The 14634-nt window shown below is 68.3% G+C and carries 12 protein-coding genes; 5 read left to right on the forward strand and 7 right to left on the reverse strand.

Annotated elements, in window-relative coordinates; all coding sequences use genetic code 11:
- Positions 1-128: 128 nt before the first annotated feature.
- Positions 129-416 (forward strand): DUF1330 domain-containing protein, encoded by a 288-nt coding sequence (locus tag QZM15_RS19665; RefSeq protein WP_059579480.1) that lies wholly within the window; start codon positions 129-131, stop codon positions 414-416.
- A gap of 19 nt (positions 417-435) precedes the next feature.
- Here the strand turns inward: QZM15_RS19665 and dhaL are convergent, their stop codons facing one another.
- Both dhaL and QZM15_RS19675 read right to left on the reverse strand, forming a co-directional pair.
- Positions 436-2136, reverse strand: coding sequence for a dihydroxyacetone kinase subunit DhaL (dhaL, locus tag QZM15_RS19670; RefSeq protein WP_302107098.1), 1701 nt, complete (start codon positions 2134-2136; stop codon positions 436-438).
- 244 nt (positions 2137-2380) lie between these two features.
- Complete coding sequence (locus tag QZM15_RS19675; protein ID WP_302107099.1) at positions 2381-3508, reverse strand: sigma-54-dependent Fis family transcriptional regulator; 1128 nt, start codon at positions 3506-3508, stop codon at positions 2381-2383.
- A gap of 453 nt (positions 3509-3961) precedes the next feature.
- Here QZM15_RS19675 and msuE point away from each other — a divergent pair, with 453 nt between their 5' ends.
- Both msuE and sfnG read left to right on the forward strand, forming a co-directional pair.
- Positions 3962-4522 carry an FMN reductase gene (gene msuE / locus QZM15_RS19680; protein WP_302107100.1) on the forward strand — a complete coding sequence of 187 codons (561 nt, stop codon included), beginning with the start codon at positions 3962-3964 and terminating at the stop codon, positions 4520-4522.
- Positions 4523-4559: 37 nt separating this feature from the next.
- Complete coding sequence (gene sfnG / locus QZM15_RS19685) at positions 4560-5663, forward strand: dimethylsulfone monooxygenase SfnG (RefSeq protein ID WP_302107101.1); 1104 nt, start codon at positions 4560-4562, stop codon at positions 5661-5663.
- A 60-nt stretch (positions 5664-5723) separates the two neighbouring features.
- Here the strand turns inward: sfnG and QZM15_RS19690 are convergent, their stop codons facing one another.
- Complete coding sequence (locus tag QZM15_RS19690) at positions 5724-6371, reverse strand: LysE family translocator (RefSeq protein ID WP_089466027.1); 648 nt, start codon at positions 6369-6371, stop codon at positions 5724-5726.
- A gap of 111 nt (positions 6372-6482) precedes the next feature.
- Between QZM15_RS19690 and QZM15_RS19695 the strand changes: the two genes are divergently transcribed.
- A complete protein-coding gene (locus QZM15_RS19695; protein ID WP_089465986.1) occupies positions 6483-7334 on the forward strand; it encodes a LysR substrate-binding domain-containing protein in 852 nt (283 codons plus the stop codon).
- 20 nt (positions 7335-7354) lie between these two features.
- Here the strand turns inward: QZM15_RS19695 and QZM15_RS19700 are convergent, their stop codons facing one another.
- Complete coding sequence (locus QZM15_RS19700) at positions 7355-8245, reverse strand: LysR substrate-binding domain-containing protein (protein ID WP_060310015.1); 891 nt, start codon at positions 8243-8245, stop codon at positions 7355-7357.
- Between the two features lie 153 nt (positions 8246-8398).
- Here QZM15_RS19700 and QZM15_RS19705 point away from each other — a divergent pair, with 153 nt between their 5' ends.
- Positions 8399-11446: an FAD-binding and (Fe-S)-binding domain-containing protein gene (locus QZM15_RS19705; RefSeq protein WP_302107102.1), complete on the forward strand. Its 3048-nt coding sequence runs from the start codon at positions 8399-8401 to the stop codon at positions 11444-11446.
- A 93-nt stretch (positions 11447-11539) separates the two neighbouring features.
- On the opposite strand, the gene QZM15_RS19710 is transcribed toward QZM15_RS19705, so the two are convergent.
- From QZM15_RS19710 to QZM15_RS19720, 3 genes are all read right to left on the reverse strand, one after another.
- Positions 11540-11842 carry a hypothetical protein gene (locus tag QZM15_RS19710; protein ID WP_059579460.1) on the reverse strand — a complete coding sequence of 101 codons (303 nt, stop codon included), beginning with the start codon at positions 11840-11842 and terminating at the stop codon, positions 11540-11542.
- 87 nt (positions 11843-11929) lie between these two features.
- Entirely contained in the window at positions 11930-13084 is a 1155-nt protein-coding gene (locus tag QZM15_RS19715) for a branched-chain amino acid ABC transporter substrate-binding protein (RefSeq protein WP_059579457.1), read from the reverse strand.
- 641 nt (positions 13085-13725) lie between these two features.
- Positions 13726-14625, reverse strand: a complete 900-nt coding sequence (locus QZM15_RS19720; protein WP_226224449.1) for a DMT family transporter — start codon at positions 14623-14625, stop codon at positions 13726-13728.
- Positions 14626-14634: the final 9 nt, after the last annotated feature.

A 14634-nucleotide genomic window follows, 5' to 3' on the forward strand; every position in this document is an offset into this window, starting at 1 on the left:
GAGGCCAGGGCCGGCTCGCCGCAGCGCCGGCCGGCGAATGGCGGTAAGCTGCGCGCAGCCATGCGGGATTCGTCGGAGTGTGCGGCGCGTGGCGTCCCTTTTTTCACCCTTCATCAGGAGCGCATATCGTGGCGACCTACATCGTCTTTACACGGGAAAGCACGCAGGACCAGCATGAGCTCGACCTCTACTCGAGCCAGGTCGGAGCGACCCTCGCCGGCCATCCGGTGAAGGTGCTCGCCGCTTATGGGCCGCAGGAAACCCTCGAGGGTGAAGGCCCGGAAGGCGTCGTGATCGTCGAGTTCCCGTCGAAGGAGGCCGCGCACGCGTGGTATCACGGCCCCGAATACCAGAAGGTCGTCCAGCACCGGTTCAAGGGCGCGCGCTATCGCGCGGTGCTGGTCGAGGGCGTCTGAGCGCGGCCGCGCGCGCCCGTTACCGCACGTGCGGCAGCAGCGCGCGCAGCCAGTACGCGACGGCCACCGCGCCGCCATCCGGCGTACCGATCGCGCGTTCGCCGAGATAGCTGGCCCGTCCCGCGCGCGGCGTCATGCGTGCCGTTTCCCGCGCGCCTCGCTCGGCCGCGTCGACGGCCGCCGCCCATGCGCTCGCGGGATCGCGATCGCCGTCGAGCGCGCGGCCGAATGCGTCGACGGCCGGCACCAGCGCATCGAGCATCGTCCGGTCGCCGGCCTGCGCGCCGCCGAGTTCACTGATCGAATCCACCGCCGCGCGCAATGCCGCGGCCCAGTCGCGCGGCGACGGCTCGGCGATATCGGCCAGCCGGCGCGACGCGCGCAGCAGCGCGGTCGCATAGAACGGGCCGGAGCTGCCGGCGATCGCGCGACGCAACGCGGCGCCGAGCGCCGCGAGCGCACCGGACGGCGTGCCGTACGCGGTGTCGGGTAGTTCGAGGATCGCCTGCGCGGCGCGCCGCATGCTCGCGCCGAGATCGCCGTCGCCGGCTGCCGCATCGAGATCCGTCAACGTCTGCTCGTGGTCGATCAATGTTTGCGCCACCGCGTGCAGCGCCGGTTGCAGGCGCGCGGCCCACGCGCGGCCGGCTGCGTCGAGCGGCGGCAGCGGCGCGTCCTGCGACGCGGCCGCGGCCACGCGAATCCGTGTGTTCACGATGCCGCCGCCCGGCCATGCACGCGCCTGCGTCGGCGCATCGAGCAGCGCCGCGCGCTCGTCGTTCAGCCGCAGCACCGAGATTGAGCAGCCCGGCATGTTCAGCGCGGACAGGAACGTGCCGGCCCATGCGCGCGCGACGACGATGCCGCGCCGGCTCAGGTTGTCGAACGCGGCGCGCAGCACGATCGCGAGTTCCATGTCCGGCGTCGCGCCGAGGCCGTTGACGAACAGCGCGACGCGCTCGTCGCGCTCGAGCACGAGATCGGCGACGATGCTCGACAGCAGCGTGTCGGCCAGCGCGTCGGCCGGCAGCGGCGCACGGCGCTCGACGCCTTTCTCGCCGTGGATGCCGAGGCCCAGCTCGATCTCGTGATCGGCGAGGCTGAAGCCCGATTTGTCGGCGCCCGGGATCGTGCAGCCGTCGAGCGCGACGCCCATCGTGCCGAGCTCGGCTGCCGCGTCGCGCGCGATGCTCGCGACGCGGGCAAGCGGCAGCCCGCGCGCGGCGGCGGCGCCCGCGAGCTTGTGGATCAGCACGGTGCCGGCGATCCCGCGCCGCTGGCCGCGCTCGACGCGGCCGCGCAGCGCGACGTCGTCGGCGACGATCACGGTTTCGACCGGAATGCCTTCCGCGCGTGCGAGCTCGGCGGCGAGCCCGAAATTGAGGCGGTCGCCGGTGTAGTTCTTCACGATCAGCAGCGCGCCGTTCGGGCCGGCGCTCGCGCGGATCGCGGCGAGCACGGCGTCGGTCGACGGCGACGTGAACACTTCGCCGCACACGGCCGCGCTCAGCATCCCTTCGCCGACATAGCCGCCGTGCGCGGGCTCGTGGCCGCTGCCGCCGCCGGACAGGATCGCGACCGGCCGCTGCGACGGCTCGGGCAGCGGCTGGCGGACGAGCACGTGCTCGTCGCCGAGGATCGCGAGATGCGGCGATTGCCGCGCGATGCCTTCCAGCATCTCTCGCACGACGTCGGACGGGCGGTTTACTAGCTTTTTCATGGCGACGGGTTCCGGACGGGTGAACAGGGCTCGGCCGGACGCGCACGGGCGCCGGACGGCTTTCGTGTTGCGGAGGATCGTGCGTGAGCGGTTGCCGGTCGCAGGCGATCGCATAACCGACGACCGGATGCGGGGCGGGCAACGAAGCGTACGCCTGGCGCCACGATACATCAGGTTCGGACGTCGCGACACGGATCGCGACGCGATCGCGCCGGGGCGGAACGGCGGCGCGCGCCGTATGCCGCTATTTCAGCGCGGCGATCGCCTTCGCGCGAATCAGCCGCGTACGCAGCACGTTGCGGCTGATGCCGAGCAACTGCGCGGCCCGGATCTGGTTGCGGTGGCTGAATTCGAACGCGACACGCATGACCGTGTCCTCGATGTGTTCGAAGAGATTGCCGTGCCCTTCGTCGAACAGGTCGCGCAGCGCGTGTTCGAGCGCCGCCTGTGCGTCGGCGGGCGAATCGGCTGCTGGCGCGGCAACGGTCGGCCGGCATGGCGGCGCGATGTGCAGGTCGGTGTCCTGCAGCGCGTCGTGGCGGCTCACGAGCAGCGCGTGATGGATCACGTTCTCCAGTTCGCGGATATTGCCCGGCCAGCCGTGCGCCTCGAGCCGACGCTCAGCGCGCGGATCGAGGCGGCGCGGGCCGCTGCCGAGCCGGTCGCGGTACATGTCGAAGAAGTGCCGCGCGAGCGGCAGGATGTCGCCCGGGCGCTCGCGCAGCGGCGGGACCGCGAGCTGCACGACGTTGAGCCGGTAGAACAGGTCGCCGCGAAAATGTCCGGCCGCGATGGCCTGCTGCAAGTCGACGTTGGTCGCCGCGACCACGCGCACGTCGACTGGAATCCCCGTGCGCGAACCGAGCCGCACGACCTCGCGTTCCTGCAGCACGCGCAGCAGCTTGACCTGCATCGCGAGCGGCAGGTCGCCGATTTCGTCGAGAAACAGCGTGCCGCCGTGCGCGGCTTCGAACCAGCCGGGCTTCGCGTTGATCGCACCCGTAAACGCGCCTTTCTCGTGGCCGAACAGTTCGCTGTCGACGAGCGTTTCGGAGAATGCGCCGCAGTTCACCGCGACGAACGGCCCGTCGCGACGGGCGCCGAGATCGTGCACGCGGCGCGCGATCAGTTCCTTGCCGGTGCCCGTCTCGCCGACGATCAGCACGTTCGCGTCGCTCGGCGCGACGCGGCGAACCTGTTCGAGCAGCGCGAGCGAACGCGGATCGGCGAACACCTGCGTTTGCGCACAGGGCTGCGCGTGACGTTCGGGCCGCGTGAGCACGGGCGCCTCGGCCTGATGTTCGGCGAGGTCGCGGGGCGCGGTGACGACACGAAGATTGAGCGGGCGCGGCGATGGGGAAATGGAAGTCATGGCGATGAACCGTTGGATGACGAGGCGATGCGGGGCGGCTGCTGCGTGATCAGCAGAGTGTTGAACGTTTCGCCGCGCGCGAAAAGCATCGATTTCTGATAACCAAAGCGCGATTGCTGCGGAACCTGCAATGGCGCGGAAGCGCGGCGGCGCCGAGACGCTCGAACGTCGAATCGGGTGCTATCGCGCGTGATGCGCTGCTGCCTGATCAGCAGCGCATCAGCAGGCCCGCTGCACCGGATTCATCTCGTTGCGGAATATCGATGTGACGCACGAACCGGAACGCTTGCCACCGTCGCGCATTTGGCCGAGCGCCAGTTCCGGCGGGCGATGGTAAAAAACTTCGTGATGCAGACGACCTTTACGCCATGCACCCACACCGATGGCACGCTCCTTGCTGACCCGAACCGGTATCGCCGCACTGCACGCGGCTCCACCACGGGAACGCATGGCATGAGTCACACCCTCAACGTCGTCGCGATATCGGGCAGCCTGCAGCGGCCGTCGCGCACGCTGGCGCTGACCGACGCGATCGTCACGGCGCTCGGCGCCGCGCTGCCGATCGATACGCGGCTGATCGAACTCGGCGAGATCGGCAGCCGGCTGGCCGGCGCGCTGACGCGCGCGCAGGTGCCGGCCGATCTCGATGAGCTGATCCGCGCGATCGAGACCGCCGATGCGCTCGTCGTCGCGAGCCCGGTGTATCGCGCGTCGTACACGGGCCTCTTCAAGCACCTGTTCGACCTCGTGCGCCACGACGCGCTCGTCGACGTGCCCGTGCTGCTCGCGGCGACCGGCGGCAGCGAGCGGCATGCGCTCGTGATCGATCATCAGCTGCGCCCGCTGTTCAGCTTCTTCCAGGCGCGCACGCTGCCGATCGGCGTGTATGCGTCCGAAAGCGATTTCGACGAATACCAGATCGCCAGCCCGGCGTTGCGCGAGCGCATCGCGCTCGCCGTGAGCCGCGCGGTGCCGCAACTGCGCCCGCACGCACTTTCCGCCGCGGCCGCGTAAGCCGCTTTTTCGTTTCCCCTTCGACCAGGACACCTTCATGAGCCTTCCCGACCCTTCCGCCGACGGCGTCAAATTCGCGTACTGGGTGCCGAACGTCAGCGGCGGCCTCGTCGTCAGCACGATCGAGCAGCGCACCGACTGGAGCCTCGAATACAACCAGAAGCTCGCGCGCACGGCCGAAGCGGCCGGCTTCGACTACGCGCTGAGCCAGATCCGCTTCACGGCCGGCTACGGCGCCGAATACCAGCACGAGTCGGTGTCGTTCAGCCAGGCGTTGCTGCATGCGACGACGAAGCTCAAGGTGCTCGCCGCGATCCTGCCGGGGCCGTGGCATCCGGCCGTGGTCGCGAAGCAGCTCGCGACGATCGACCACATCTCGAACGGGCGCATCGCGATCAACGTCGTGAGCGGCTGGTTCAAGGGCGAATTCACCGCGATCGGCGAGCCGTGGCTCGAGCACGACGAACGCTATCGGCGCTCGAAGGAATTCATCCAGGCGCTCAAGGGCATCTGGACCCAGGACAATTTCACGTTCAAGGGCGACTTCTACCGCTTCAACGATTACACGCTGAGCCCGAAGCCTTTGCAGAAGCCGCATCCGGAAATCTTCCAGGGTGGCAGTTCGCGCGCGGCGCGCGACAACGCGGCGAGCGTGTCGGACTGGTATTTCACGAACGGCAATACGCCGGAGAACCTGAAGGCGCAGATCGACGACATCCGCGCGAAGGCGGCCGCGAACAACCATCGCGTGCGGATCGGCGTCAATGCGTTCGTGATCGCGCGCGACACCGAGGAAGAAGCGAAGGCCGTGCTCGACGACATCATCCGGCATGCGCACGTCGAGGCCGTGCACGCGTTCGGCGATGCGGTGAAGCAGGCCGGCAAGGCGTCGCCCGAGGGCGAGGGCAACTGGGCGAAATCGACGTTCGAGGATCTCGTGCAGTACAACGACGGCTTTCGCACGAACCTGATCGGCACGCCGCGGCAGATCGCCGAGCGGATCGTCGCGCTGAAGGCGATCGGCGTCGATCTCGTGCTGGCCGGGTTCCTGCATTTCATCGAGGAAGTGGAGTACTTCGGCAAGCGCGTGCTGCCGCTCGTGCGCGAGCTGGAGGCGCAGCGGCAGGCAGTGGCCGCGTGACGCCGACCGGTCGCCTGCGCGCGGCCCGCGATCGTGTGGGCCCGCGCGGCGGCACGACGCTTACGTGATGCCCGCCATCTTCGATGCCTCGATCACCATCTCCGCGCCGAGGCCGCCGAGCACCGCGCCCATCGCCCAGCGCTGCGCGAGCAGCAGCGCGGGACGGCCGTGCAGGAACCTCGCGAGGCTGCTCGAGCAGATCGCCACCAGCCCGTTGGCCGACGCGAACGCGGCAATCAGCAGCGAGCCGAGAAACAACGACTGGCCGAACACGCTGCCTCGCCCGTAGTCGATGAACTGCGGCAGCAGCGACACGAACAGCATCGCGAGCTTCGGGTTCAGCACGCTGGTCGTCGCGCCCATCGCGAGCAGCCGCAACGGCTGCTCGTTCGGCAGCGTTTTCACCTCGAACGGCGAGCGGCCGCCCGGCCGCACCGCCTGCCATGCGAGATACAGCAGATAGGCCGCCCCGACCGCGCCCAGCACGCTGCCCGCATAGGGCACGCTCATGAACAGCGTCGTGATGCCGAACGCCGCGGCGAACATGTAGAACAGGTAGCCGATCATCACGCCGGCGAGCGAAACGAGGCCGGCCGCGCGCCCTTGCGCGATCGAGCGCGACATCACGTAGACCATGTTCGGCCCCGGCGTGACCGCGAGCATGCCGCCGATGACGAGGAACCCGTAGAGCGATCCGGACGTGTGCATGTTTTCCGCTTCCTGCATCGAGTGAGTGCCGACGCAGGTCATTCTCCGGCGATGGAGGCGAACAGTAAAACGGGATAAACTGAATCGATTGATCAGTTTTTCTGAATCGACATGAAAAAGCTCGACCTCGATGTGCTCGCGATGGTGGTCGCCGTCGCGGATTCCGGATCGTTCGCGCAGGGCGCGCAGGCCGTGCATCGGTCGCCGTCGGCGGTGAGCATGCAGATCAGGACGCTGGAGGACGCGCTCGGCAAGCCGCTGTTCATCCGCGACACGCGCAACGTCACGGCGACCGACGACGGCAGGATGCTCGCCGACTACGGCCGGCGGATGCTCGCGATGCGCGACGAGGCGTGGGCGTCGGTCGTGCGTCCGGAGATTCGCGGCCGCGTGACGATCGGCGTGCCCGACGATTACATCTCGTCGCTGCTGCCGCAGGTGCTCGGCAAGTTCGCCGCGATGCATCCGCGCGTGGAGGTGCGCGTGATCGGCCAGCCGAGCCGCGCGCTCGTGCCGATGCTGAAGGACAACACGGTCGATCTCGCGTGCCTCACGCGGATCAAGGGCGTGACGGGCGAGCTGATCCGGATGGAGCCGCTCGTCTGGGTCGGCTCGCCGAAGCGCAACGTGTGGGAAGAGCGGCCGCTGCCGGTGGCGTTTTTCCCGCACGGCGGCAGCATGGCGCGCGATCACGCGGTGAGAGCGCTGAATCGACGGAAGATCCCATACCGGATGTCGTACGAAAGCCCGAGCCACCTCGGGCTGCTGAGCATGGTGGAGGCCGGGCTCGCGGTCGCGCCGCTCGCGCGCTGCTGTATTCCCGATCATCTCGTGCAACTGTCGGAAAGCCACGGGTTGCCGCCGCTCGGCGAAATGGAAGTCGTGCTCGCGCGCAGCGCGCAGTCCGCGCGCCCGCCGTGCGACTACCTCGCCGAGCAGATTCTCGGCGAATGGCGCGTCTGAGGGCCGCTACGCGCCGTGTGTCAGCACGACGCCAGCAGCCATTCGCGGAAGGCGACGAGCGACGGCAGCGTTTCGTTGCCCGGCGGGTAGACGAGGTAATAGCTGCGCTGGCTGGTAATCGCGTCGCCGATCGACACGAGTTCGCCGCGGCTCAATTCATCCTCGACGAGCACCTTCGGCACCAGCCCGATCCCCATTCCCGCGCGCACGGCCTGAATCAGGTGCGACGTCAGCTCGAAGCTCGGGCCGACGCGCATCTGGCGATGGTCGAGTCGATAGTGCGAGAACCACTCGGCCCAGGCCTGCTGATTGCTCGTCACGCCCAGCAGCGTCTGCTTCGCGGCCCAGGCCGGCGTGCGCGTGTCGGTCTTGCGGCCGCGCCCCGTATCGGGCGGCGCGATCGCGATCAGGAACTCGTTGTACAGCCGGTGCGCGTGCAGGCCCGGCCAGTCGTCCGCGCCGACGGTGATCGCCGCGTCGAGGTCGTCGTTGAGAAAATCGATCGCGCCGATTCGTGAATGAAGGTGCACGGTCACACCCGGATGCGCGGCGTAGAAGCCGTGCAGGTGCGGCAGCAGCCATTTCGAGCCGAACGTCGGCAGGGTGGCCAGCCGCAGCGAGCCGGCGCCGGCCTGATGCGACATCGCTTGCAGCGTCGCGCCGCGAATGCGCCCGAGCGCGCCGCTCAGCTCGGCGAAATAGCGGCGGCCGACTTCGGTCAGCTTGACCGAGCGGCCCTCGCGCCGGAACAGCGGCACGCCGAGCTGATCCTCGAGCGTCTGCACCTGCCGGCTGATCGCGCTCTGGCTCAGCGACAGCTCGTCGGCCGCGCGCGTGTAGCTTTCATGCCGCGCGGCGGCCTCGAATGCGAGCAGCAGCGACATCGACGGGGTGAGGCGACGGTAATTCATGAGTTTTATGCAAGTTTCGCCGGTCGAGAATTCGTTTGTTTCTGGCGGGATATCCAAAGATACTGGAATTCCCGGTTATGCGGAAACTTGCCAAAAAATCATGTTTTGGCGCGCGCGAGCCGGCCGGCTCCACCCACATTGCGTTTTTGCCCCATGTCGATCGTCCCGTTGCCCCGTCCTGCCAATCCGTCCGCGAACGTTTACCGCGATTTTCTCGTCGCGTTGCGGGCGACCGGCTTCGCCGGGGAAATCCGCGCGGACCACGCGAACCGGACCGTGCAGGCCACCGACAACTCGATCTACCAGCGCCTGCCGCAGGCGGTGGTCTGCCCCGCGCATGCGGACGACGTCCAGTTGCTGGCCCGGCTGCTGGCCGAGCCCGCGCATCGCGACGTCGCGGTGGCCGCGCGCGGCGGCGGCACCGGCACCAACGGGCAGTCGCTGACCGACGGCATCGTCGTCGATCTGTCGCGGAACATGAACCGCATCCTCGAGATCAACGCGGAAGAACGCTGGGTGCGCGTGGAGGCCGGCGTCGTCAAGGATCAGCTCAATGCGGCGCTGAAGCCGCACGGCCTCTTCTTCGCGCCGGAACTGTCGACGTCGAACCGCGCGACCGTCGGCGGGATGATCAACACCGACGCGAGCGGCCAGGGCAGCTGCACGTACGGCAAGACGCGCGATCACGTGCTCGAACTCGATTTCGTGCTGATGGGCGGCGAGCGGCTGCACAGCGACGCGCTCGACAATGAAGAACTGGAGCGCCGCTGCGCGCGGCAGGACCGTGTCGGCAAGGTGTATCGCACCGCGCGGCGCATCCGCGACGACAAGGCCGCGCTGATCGACGCGAAATTTCCGAAACTCAACCGCTGCCTGACCGGCTACGACCTCGCGCACCTGCGCGAGGCGGACGGCCGCTTCAACCTGAACAGCGTGCTGTGCGGCGCGGAAGGCTCGCTCGGCTTCGTCGTCGAGGCGAAGCTCAACGTGCTGCCGATCCCGAAGTTTTCGGTGCTGGTCAACGTGCGTTATGCGGGCTTCATGGACGCGTTGCGCGACGCGCGCGCGCTGCTCGAACACCGGCCGCTGTCGATCGAGACGGTCGATTCGAAAGTGCTGATGCTCGCGATGAAGGACTTCGTGTGGAGCAGCGTGGCCGAGTATTTCCCGCAGGACGACGCGCGTCCGACGCTCGGCATCAACCTGATCGAATTCAGCGGCGACGATGAACACGACGTCGATGCGCGCGTGCGTGCATTCGTCGAGCATCTGCGCACCGATACGAGCGTGGTGCGGCTCGGCCACACGCTGGCGGTCGGCGACGATGCGGTGAAGCGCGTGTACGCGATGCGCAAGCGCGCGGTCGGCCTGCTCGGCAACGTGCAGGGCGAGGCGCGTCCGCAGCCGTTCGTCGAGGACACCGCGGTGCCGCCCGAGAACCTCGCCGCGTACATCGCCGAGTTCCGCGCGCTGCTCGACGGGCACGGGCTGCAGTACGGGATGTTCGGCCACGTCGATGCCGGCGTGCTGCACGTGCGCCCGGCGCTCGACATGAAGGACCCGAAGCAGGCGGCGCTGGTGCGGCCCGTGTCGGACGCGGTGGCCGAGCTCACGCAGCGCCATGGTGGCCTTTTATGGGGCGAGCACGGCAAGGGCGTGCGCTCCGAATATGCGCCGGCGTTTTTCGGGGAGCTGTATCCGTCGTTGCAGCAACTGAAGGCCGCGTTCGATCCGCACAATCAGTTCAACCCGGGCAAGATCGCGACGCCGCCGGACTCCGCGCTGCGGCTGCTGAAGATCGACGAGGTGCCGACGCGCGGCGACCACGACCGGCAGATCGACGAGCGCGTGTGGCAAAGCTACGGCACCGCGATGCATTGCAACGGCAATGGCGCGTGCTACAACTTCGATCCGGACGACGCGATGTGCCCGTCGTGGAAGGCGACGCGCGAACGCGTGCAGTCGCCGAAGGGGCGCGCGTCGCTGATGCGCGAATGGTTGCGCCTGCAAGGGCAGGCGGGCGTCGACGTCGTCGCGGCGGCGCGCACGCGGCAGCCGTTCCTGCGCGGTCTGGCCGCGCGCTGGCGCAACGGCCGCAACGCCCGCGATGGCGACGCGGATTTCTCGCACGAGGTGTACGACGCGATGGCCGGTTGCCTCGCGTGCAAGTCGTGCGCGGGACAGTGTCCGGTCAAGGTGAACGTGCCCGAGTTCCGCTCGCGCTTTCTCGAGCTGTATCACCAGCGGTACCTGCGGCCGCTGCGCGACTACCTGATCGGCTCGCTCGAATTCACGATGCCGTGGATGGCGCGCGTGCCGGCGCTGTACAACTGGCTGATGGGCGCCGGCTGGGTGCGGACGCTGCTCGAGCGTCGGATCGGCATGGTCGACAGCCCGCTGCTGAGCCGTTTCGATCTCGCGGCCGTGATCCGCGCATGGCGCGTGAAGCCGGCCGATCCGCATGCGCTCGCCGCGCTGAGCGACGCGCAGCGCGCGCGCAGCGTCGTCATCGTGCAGGACACGTTCACGCGCTACTTCGATACCGAGCAACTGGCGACGCTGATCGAGCTGGCGGCGCGCCTGGGCTTCCAGGTGTGGCTCGCGCCACTCGCGCCGAATGGCAAGGCGCTGCACGTGCAGGGGTTTCTTCACGCATTCGAAAAGGCGGCGGTCCGCAACGCGACGCAACTGGCCGCGCTCGCGCGCTCGGGCGTCGCGCTGGTCGGCCTCGATCCGGCGATGACGCTGACGTATCGGCAGGAGTACCGGAAGGTGACGGCGCTCACCGACGTGCCGAAGGTCGCGCTGCCGCAGGAATGGCTGCTCGATGTGCTGCCGGAAGCCGGTGCGGGCGGGGCGACGGTTTCATATCGGCTGCTGCCGCACTGCACCGAGAAGACCAATGCGCCGGACAGCGGCAAGCAATGGGTGCAGGTGTTCGCGCGTCGCGGGCTGCGCTTGCAGGTTCAGGCGGCCGGGTGTTGCGGGATGTCGGGCACGTACGGGCACGAGGCGCGCAATCTCGCGACGTCGAAGACGATCTATGCGCAGTCTTGGGCCGCGCACGTCGACGGGCCGGAGCAGGAAGGCGAGGCGCTGGCGACCGGGTATTCGTGCCGCAGCCAGGTGAAACGCCTATCGTCGAAGCAGGTGCGCCATCCGTTGCAGGCGCTGCTCGACCATGTGCGGGCCGTGGGGTGACAACAGGGCGGTGCGGGGCGCGCGCCGCCTAGGCGGCGTCGATCGCGCGTCGAGCGGCAACCCCGTGCCGCTGTCGACTGCCGCCGGCGCGGGTCAGGCGTCGGCTTTCGCCGCTTTCCGCGCCCGCGGTTTTTCCGCCGCGGGAAGCACGCCGACGCCGCGCGGCCGTTTCGGCTCGATCCGCATTTGCCGGATCACGCGCCGGAAGTCGATCTCGTGCGCGGCCAGCGTGCCGATCAGTTTCGCGATGACCGCGAGGTGGGAAGGGACGGTGCCCTTGCTCGAATAGTTGGTGATCGAACTTTCGTTCATCCGGATCAGGCGGGCGAACTCGCGCGCCGTCAACTGCGCCTTCTTCAACTCCTGCTGGAATTCCGCATACGCCATTGCACACATGATGCTTCGTCTCCGTGAATCGGCATTCGGCCCGCGCGGCGCCGGCGTCGACGGGTGGCGTTCCCGTCGTGCCGGCGCCGCGTGGGGTTACATCTTCACCTGGTCGAGGAAGGTCTTCTTGCCGCTCTTGTAGCCGTAGATCGAGATGATCCCGTGCGTCAGGTCGCCCTTCGAGTCGAACGTCGTCGTGCCGATCACGCCGTCGTACTTCGTCGCCGGCATCGCCGCGAGGATCTTCGCCGGATCGGTCGAGTTCGCGCGCTTCATCGCGTCGACCGCGATGTAGACCGCGTCATACGCGAACGGTGCGTCGAACTTGATGCCCTGGTTGAAGCGTTTCTGGTACTTCGCGAGGAAGTCCGCGCCGCCCGGCATCTTCTCGAGCGCAGCGCCTGCCTGCGAGCACAGCACGTTGTCGGCCGCCGGGCCGGCCAGCTGCGCGAGCGAGTCCGTGCACACGCCGTCGCCGGACAGGATCTTCGCGCGCAGGCCGAGCTGCTTCGCCTGCTTCGCGAGCGGGCCGCCGGTGGCGTCCATGCCGCCGTACATGATCGCGTCGGGATTCTCGCCCTTGATCTTGGTCAGGATCGCGCGGAAGTCCACCGCCTTGTCGTTGGTCGCGTCGTGCGACAGCACCTTCAGGCCGAGCGCCTTCGCCTTCTTTTCGAACTCGTTCGCGAGGCCCTGGCCGTACGCGGTCGAATCGTCGATCACCGCGACGCTCTTCACGCCCTTCGACTGTGCATAGCTCGCGAGCGCCGGGCCCTGCTGCGCATCGGTCGCGACCACGCGGTAGGTGGTCTTGAAGCCTTGCTGCGTGTAGGTCGGGTTCGTGGCAGACGGCGAGATCTGCACGATGCCCGCGTCGCTGTAGATCTTCGACGCCGGGATCGACGTGCCCGAGTTCAGGTGGCCGATGACGGCGACGACCTTGTCGTCGACGAGCTTCTGCGCCACCTGCGTCGCCTGGCGCGGGTCGGCCGCGTCATCCTGCGCGTCGAGCTGCAGTGTGATCTTCTTGCCGCCGATCGTCAGGCCCTTCGCGTTGATTTCCTCGACCGCGAGGCGCGCGCCGTTCTCGTTGTCCTTGCCGAGGTGCGAGATGCCACCCGTCGTCGGTTCGACGCTGCCGATCTTCACCACTTGATCGGCCATCGCGCCCGAGGCGGCCGCGAACGCGGCGGCAGCCAATGCAACGGTGATCAGGGGTTTGCAGCGCATGCCGACAGTGCTTCGTTCCATCTGTCATCTCCGAATTGAATGTCTTTCTATTGACGTCTCGACCGGCCGGCCGCAGCCGGCGCGATCGGACGATTTTCACTACCCGTCACGGGCTCGCTTGCATGGCGTGCGGCCGGGTGACCTGCCGCCCGGGCGAGCGGGCGGACCGGCGCCTGACGCGATGCAATTCGTATGAATATATCGGAACCCGCTTCCGCGTGCCGCCGTGCCCCGAGTGGCGGGCTGTTGCGGCGCTTGCCGGCGCGCGAATGTCGAAGGTTCCGGATACCGGAAATCGGGCGCCGCGGTGGCCTGCGGATTGCGATTCGCTGTCGTCGGCCTTACGGCCGTATCCATTATTCGGCCGGTCGTCGCGGCGAAGCCATGGACACTGACGTGCGGTCAATCCGGAACTGTTTGGTCGATTTGTCTGCACAGTTTGGTCAATTGCGAATCGCGTATCCGGTTGCATGGTCATGCTTCATCGGCAGCGACAGCCGTCGTTATGCAACTAACGGTCTGGTTCGCCAGCATCAACGAATGCGTGCCGATTGCATTGACCGCGCCATTCGTCCAGTTCGGCAGAAACCGGGGCTTTTCCCGACCGGCCCGCTTCGGCTTTCGGATCGTCGCGTTGGCCACGCAATCGCCGCCATCTCGACCTACGACCGTCCGCGCCATGCGACGACGGTCACGCCTGCAATCGCCAGCAGGCCGCCGCACGCCGTCGCGATGCCGGGCCGCTCGCCCGTCAGCGCCATCGACAGCAGTGTCGCAACCGCCGGCGTCAGGTAGAGAAAGTTGGCCGCGCGCGCGGCGCCGAAGTAGCCGAGCGCGAAGGTCCATGTCGCGTAACCGAGCGCGGCGGGAAAGACGCCGAGCACCACGACAGCCAGCGCCGTATCGCGCGACCCGCCGCCCAGCGACACGAGCGCGCCTGGCAGCCACGGCGCGAGCAGCGCCGCGCCCGCCAGCAGCGTGTATGCGGTGCACGGCAGCGCGCCGTACACGGGAATCAGCCGCCGCTGCAACACGAAATAGCTGGCCGAACACAGCGCCGCGCCGAGAATCAGCGTGCTTCCCGAGCCGAGGACGAGGCCGCCCGGCTGCCCTTGCGCGATCACCGCGATGCCGGCCAGGCTGACCAGCGACCCGAGCCAGCCCCAGCGGTTGAAGCGCTCGCGCAGAAACACGGCGGCCAGCAACGCGGTGAAGATCGGCAGCGTGTTCACGATGAAACTCGCCGCGCCGGCCGACACGGTCTGTTCGCCGGTATTGAGCAGCGCGTTGTAGAGTGCGATGCCGAGCAGGCCGCACGCGAGAAAGCGCCACGCATCGCCTATTGCCGGCAGCGGCGGCCGTCGCCACGCGAGCCACGCGATCACGAGCAACGCGGCGGTCGCGAAGCGCGCGGCCGCGAGCTGCAGCGGTGCGAGGCCGTGCAGGCCGATCCGGATGAACGGGAAGGCGGACGCCCACGAGACGATCGTGAACGCGACGGCCGCTGCCGCGACGAGCGGTTGTCGCGCGCCGCGCGACGTCGGTGACGAAAGCGTATTCATGCGGTAATG

Origin of the sequence: Burkholderia sp. AU44665 (assembly GCF_030504405.1) — a bacterium.
Lineage (GTDB): Bacteria > Pseudomonadota > Gammaproteobacteria > Burkholderiales > Burkholderiaceae > Burkholderia > Burkholderia semiarida.